This window comes from Dialister succinatiphilus YIT 11850 (assembly GCF_000242435.1).
GTDB classification, from domain to species: domain Bacteria; phylum Bacillota; class Negativicutes; order Veillonellales; family Dialisteraceae; genus Dialister; species Dialister succinatiphilus.
This window is the reverse complement of record NZ_JH591187.1, coordinates 1,186,071-1,192,124: the sequence shown is the minus strand read 5'-3', so window position 1 is coordinate 1,192,124 and position 6,054 is coordinate 1,186,071. Positions and strand designations below refer to the sequence as shown.

The 6,054-nt window shown below is 54.4% G+C and carries 3 protein-coding genes and 1 riboswitch; of the genes, 2 read left to right on the top strand and 1 reads right to left on the bottom strand.

The genetic code is table 11. From position 1 onward, the window contains the following. The first annotated feature begins 231 nt into the window (after positions 1 to 231). Positions 232 to 1,671, top strand: coding sequence for a class I adenylate-forming enzyme family protein (locus tag HMPREF9453_RS05130; RefSeq protein WP_008859499.1), 1,440 nt, complete (start codon positions 232 to 234; stop codon positions 1,669 to 1,671). Positions 1,672 to 2,523: 852 nt separating this feature from the next. Here the strand turns inward: HMPREF9453_RS05130 and HMPREF9453_RS05125 are convergent. Further along, positions 2,524 to 2,955 (bottom strand): hypothetical protein, encoded by a 432-nt coding sequence (locus tag HMPREF9453_RS05125; RefSeq protein ID WP_008859498.1) that lies wholly within the window; start codon positions 2,953 to 2,955, stop codon positions 2,524 to 2,526. Positions 2,956 to 3,387: 432 nt separating this feature from the next. Further along, positions 3,388 to 3,491: riboswitch (glycine riboswitch) on the top strand. A 109-nt stretch (positions 3,492 to 3,600) separates the two neighbouring features. Here HMPREF9453_RS05125 and HMPREF9453_RS05120 point away from each other — a divergent pair. Beyond that, a complete protein-coding gene (locus tag HMPREF9453_RS05120; RefSeq protein WP_008859497.1) occupies positions 3,601 to 5,052 on the top strand; it encodes an alanine/glycine:cation symporter family protein in 1,452 nt (483 codons plus the stop codon). The last annotated feature ends 1,002 nt before the right edge of the window (positions 5,053 to 6,054 follow it).

Below are 6,054 nucleotides of genomic sequence, written 5' to 3'. Positions count from 1 at the left end.
GCTCCCTTACAAATCCAGTTCGCATAGTGCAAATTGTGTTCGCTGTGCACCGTAAGGGGCCACAACAACCCTCGGGGCCAAAGGCCCCGTCAAACTTAAGAACCCTCCGGCCGTCAGGCCGGTCCATCTTAAGAACCCTCACGCCGCAGGCGTGCCCCTCCCCTCTTTATTATTTGAAAGAATTCTATTTTTTTGCTAGAATGGTACTGTTATTAGTTAGAGAGGTGCGAAATGTTTTTACATGAAATTATAAAAGGGGCAGATCCTGCCCATGCGGTGTTTGAAGGAGAATCCAGGGTAACCTACGGAGAACTGGAACAGGACCTTCGCCAGTACCGGAACTGTCTGTACCATATGGGCGTAGGCAGGGGAGACCGGGTGGCCCTTTATTCTTCAAACCGGCCGGAATTTGTGTATGTGTATCTGGCTGTGGTGAGTCTGGGAGCCATTATTATTCCGGTGAATAATTCCCTGGTGGACCGGGAAGTGGACTACATTATCAGAGATGCGGGCGCCAGACTTCTGGTCACCGATACGGCTCTGGAAGTATCCTGTCCGTCTATTGATATCCATGACCTGGATTTCCAGGCTTCCAGGGATACCTGCCCCGAAGCACCTCAGTTTCCGGAAGATATCACCGAGGATGACGTATGTGCCCTGGTGTACACCTCCGGTACCACCGGCAGCCCGAAGGGGGCTATGCTCACCCATCGAAACCTGGTGGGCAATGTGGAGCAGTTTATTTCCCGCATCGTCTTCAAGCCGGAAGACAAGGTGCTCTGCGTACTGCCCATGTTTCACTGCTACGGCCTGACCACTGTGGTGAATGCCGGCCTCTATGCCCATTCCACCATCGTCATTCTCCGGTCCAAGAGTCCGACGGAAATCATCAATACCATTGTGGAACATTCCGTTACCATTGCCATTATGGTGCCGCCTATGTACAACCTGCTGGCAAGACGGGGCGATCCTTCAGTCATGAAAACGGTTCATACCTTCATTTCCGGCGGCGCCTCCATTCCTCAGCCTGTGGCCCAGGCCTTCTATTTCCGTTTCCGCCATCCCGTGCAGGAAGGCTACGGCCTCACTGAAGCGTCACCGGTGGTATGCGTCCTGCCCAGTGCCAAACCGAAATACCTGACCAGCGGCCCTGTGCTTCCCGGCGTGGAAGCCTATATCCGCACCGAAAACGGCGGCCCCTACGTGGCTGGTACCGTGGGCGAACTCATGGTGCGGGGCTCCAATATTATGAAGGGATACTGGAACAAGCCGGAGGAAACAAAGAAAGTCCTCTCCGAAGACGGCTGGCTCCATACCGGCGACCTGGCCTACATGGATGCAGATAAGTACATTTACATTGTGGACCGCATCAAGGACCTGATTATCGTCAATGGGGAAAATATCTATCCCGGCGAAGTGGAAGACTGCATTTACGAAGTGGAAGGCATAGCGGAATGCGCCGTCGTAGGCCATCCGGATCCCCTTCGCGGCCAGGCAGTGTGGGCCTATGTGGTCATGAAAGAGGGCTATGATTTTGATGAAAATAAAATCAGAAAGCACATGTCCAAAAACATTGCCAGCTACAAGATTCCCCGCCGTTTCATCCCCATGGACGCTCTGCCGAAGAACGCCACAGGCAAGATTCTGAAACGGGCCCTCCGGGATAATTGAAATCACCAGCATAGAAAAAAGAGCAGCTCCAGGCTGCTCTTTTTATGTTATTAACGGCGCTTTTTATAGACGCGCCCTTACGGACGTGAGGGTTCAGGCACCTCTCGGTGCGGTCGGGACCGGGACCGGGACCTGGGCGGTGCTTTCCAGTATTCCCGAAGGTTGACACGCCCTTACGGGCGTGAGGGTTGATGGCGCCGCCGGGCCTTTGGCCCTGGGCGCCAAGGGTTCTGTCCGGGACCGGCTGACGCCTCCCGGACGGGTTGAGGGCTCTCGCCCTCGGGAGTTATATAGTATCGCTGCGCTGGCGAGGTACGGCGCCTTCGGCGCCATTTTTTATACTGCCTTTGGTGCGCGAAAACCATACAGCCGCCCTGACGGGCGAGAAAATGCAATTCCCCTTTGGTGCCTTACGGCACCACCTTCCCCCCCGCGGTGCGGTGGGACAATAAAGCTCCGTTATGCTGTGAGCTGTTTATGAAAGGACTGCTTTTCAGAGCTTTATTCTGCCCCCGCTTGCGGGGGAAGTCTGGCAAAGCCGGATAGGGGTAGGCGAGCGCAGCGAGCCAATCCGCAGAATGCTTATCATGCTATATGACACTGAAAGTAAATCCCGTAACGCTGACTTTATACTCATCGCCCGTAAGGGCGATACCACAACCCTCGGCCCGAAGGGCCGTCAAACTTACGAACCCTCCGGCCCATAGGGCCGGTCAATCCTAAGAACCTTCACGCCCGAAGGGCAATCCACAACCCTCGGCCTGAAAGGCCGTCAAACTTGAGAACCTTAAGAACCTTCGGGGCGCAGCCCCGTCAACCCTCACACCGGAGGTGTGTTCAAGGGCGCAGTCTTCACAGCTCCGGCAGTTCCCTCCCTTCCAGCATTTTCTGTACCATGCGGATATGCTTATCCACGGTTTCCAGTTTCCAGCGGGTTTCCAGTTCTTCTTCCCCGGCCAGGCGGAGGACGCATTTTCCGCTGTCTCCGGTGTAGAAGCCGCGGATGGCGTCCAGGCGGACGTAGCCCAGGGTGGGCACTCTGTCGGTCATGCGGATCTGTACGAAGATGCTGCCGTCGTTTAAAAGGATGCCGGTGCCCCGCTTTCTGTCGAACAGTTTCCGGCAGGCCCGGTTGTCATTTCCCATGAAGGCGGCCAGGGTGTTCATGTACCGCTCTACGCTGCAGAAACGGCGGCAGCGGCGGCCGTCTTCGTAAACCACCATGCAGCCTTTGGCAGGGCCGTTCATGATGGGAATCAGTGCTGTAATCTTTGATGGTTCCATATATCCCTCCTGCGTTTCCATACTGTTCCTGTTTGTATTGGGGAGAAGGCGGCTGGAGGCCTTCGGCATCGCTCCTCAATAAGAACGTTAGTTCTTTATAGATTATAATAGAACTGATGTTTGAAATCAAGGGAAGGAAATGGATTTCCTTCTTTGCAGGAGAATCAGAGAGCATGTATCTCTAAAAGGAATGAAAATCATGGAAATCGATGAAAAACAAATATATATTGACATATTGCAATTTCAAAATTCTAGTGTATAATTTGGATAAATCACTTTTCTGCGGGAATTCAGACAATGCAGGGGTGATGGAGAAATGTACGGGAAACCGTACCATACTGGTGGATGATGTACACTGAAAAATGAGGGATCTTATCTCTCTGCCGAAGGAGTAATACTATCAGGCGTTCAAAAGAACACGAAACTGTGTACGGACACATCTCTGGAGAGTCCCATTCAATTGGGAGCCGAAGGTGTAAAGGAATTTCACCCGTAGAAATTCCGAATCTCTCAGGCAAAAGGACAGGGCTGGCACATGGGTAACTCCCGTGTTTTCTGTTACGCCAGCATCAGTCTTTTCAGAAGCCTGAGTGCGGCGATTTTTTGTTTATTACAACAATTACGGGAAACAAGGGGGACATGATTATGGACATGGCACAGATTAATCAACTTGTAGGTACCATTGACGGGTTCGTATGGGGACCGGTCATGCTGATTCTGCTGGTAGGCACGGGCATTTATATGACCGTGAGCCTCCGTTTTCTGACCTGGCGGAACCTGCCTTATGCGCTGAAGAGCGTATTCGGCCATGATGCCCGCACCACCAGCCGCGGCAGCGGCGACGTATCGCCTTTTTCCGCCCTCATGACGGCTCTGGCTGCCACCATCGGCACCGGCAATATCGTCGGCGTGGCTACGGCCATGTTTGCCGGCGGCCCCGGCGCCCTGGTATGGATGTGGCTGTCTGCCTGCTTCGGACTGTCCACCAAGTTTTCCGAATGTATGCTGGGCTTCAAATACCGTGAAGTGAATGCCAAGGGCGAAATGAAGGGCGGCCCCATGTTCACCATGAAGAATGGGTTCAAGAACAGAAAAGCGGGCCTTGTCATGGGCACACTCTTTGCTTTCTTTGCCGTCATTGCTTCTTTCGGCATCGGCAATATGACCCAGGCAAACTCCATCAGCACCGCTGTGCAGACTACCTTCGGCATTTCCACCACCATCGTGGGCGCCGTGCTGACTGTCCTTACCCTGGCAGTCATCGTAGGCGGCATTACTTCCATTTCCAAAGTTTCTTCCGTGGTCGTTCCCGGCATGGCTGCCTTCTATATCCTGGCCGGCCTGCTCTGCATTGCCATTAATTACGAAAATATTCCTCACGGCTTATACCTGATTCTTATGATGGCCTTTGACCCCTCTGCCGTAGAAGGCGGCGTGGTAGGCACCATCACCGTTTCCGTCATGAATGCGGTCCGCTTCGGCGTGGCCAGAGGCTGCTTCTCCAATGAAGCCGGCCTGGGCTCGGCTGCTATTTCCGCTGCGGCTTCCACCACCGACCGTCCTGCCAGACAGGGTTATATTTCCATGACCGGTACCTTCATCGATACCATCGTAGTATGCTCCATCACCGGCCTCACCATTGCCTCCTCCGGCGTCCTGGGCACCATGGGCGCTGACGGCAAGCCTTTAACCGGCGTAGGTCTCACCATGGCCGCTTTCTCCACCCACCTGGGAGTGGTAGGCAGCTACATCGTCTCCATCGGCATTATCCTCTTCGCCTTCTCCACCATTCTCGGCTGGGAATACAATGGCGAAAAAGCCTGGGAATACCTCTTCGGCACCCATAAATACAACATCATTTATCGCGTAGCCTTCTCCCTTGTGGTATTCGTAGGCGCCACCCAGACCCTGGATCTGGTATGGAACCTCTCCGATATCGCCAACGCCCTCATGGCTATCCCGAACCTCATTTCCATCCTGGTTCTCTCTCCGGTCATCAAGGAAGAAGTCTTCTCCTTCCAGGAAGTGATCCGTCAGGAAAAAGCAGCTAAAAAAGCACTGGCCCATGAAACAGCTAATGAATCTGTGAAAATCTGATACCCCCTGCGCTGCTGCCCCCCGGCTTTGAAAAGCCGGGGGCTTTTGATTTCGCCGGGAGTTGATATGCCGTCTTTGGCGTCAGGGAAACCATGGGTTTTTGTGAAGAATCGGCGGGAAGCTGTATTCCCGAAGGTTGACACGCCTTATGGACAAGCCCCTATGGGGCTTGAGGGTTCAGGCGCCTTCGGCGCGGTCGGGATTGGGGCCTGGACCTGGGCGGTGCTTTCCGGTATTCCCGAAGGGGCCTGCGCCTGCGGCGCAGAGGGGCATATGGCATCCATCGGGCCTCCGGCCCTTGGTGCCAAGGGTTGTGTAGAAAGGTTGCGTCCCACAGGGAAAACGACTCACTATGATTTGTGCGTCGCTGGCGCTCCTGCATCCTCTGCTGTCACTGACTCACTGGATTTTCAGGTCGCTGATGCTCCCTTACAAATCCAGTTCGCATAGTGCATCCACTGCTGTCACTGACTCACTGGATTTTCAGGTCGCTGATGCTCCCTTACAAATCCAGTTCGCATAGTGCAAATCATGTTCGCTGTGCATCGCTTCGCTCAGGGGCCGCCGATTGGCGGTCAGGAAAATGATAGAGTATCAAATCGGTGCTTTACCTCGTACACCCTTTCCCGCTTCGCGGGACTTCGCCCCGGTGGGAAGCATGTCACTGGATTCGCGGGTCGTGGGGCTCCCCTATGAATCCAGTTCCTTTGCCACCTCAAGGGGAAACGAGAGATATGAGGGAAAAAAACAGCGAGTCATATACTTCAGGTACCATTTCGGCGTTTTCCCCCTTTGGTGGCTGGCGCCACCACCTTTCCGCCCCGCTGGGAAGCGTGTCACTGGATTCTCAGTCGCCGGCTCCCTGCGAATCCAGTTCCCTTGCCACCGCAAGCGGGGGCACTATGGGTGCTTAGCCATGGGGCCATGTCTCTGCAGGAAAGCATAGAGCCCTATTCTGCCCCCTGAACAGGGGGCAGTCCGGCGTAGCCGGAAAGGGGGGCG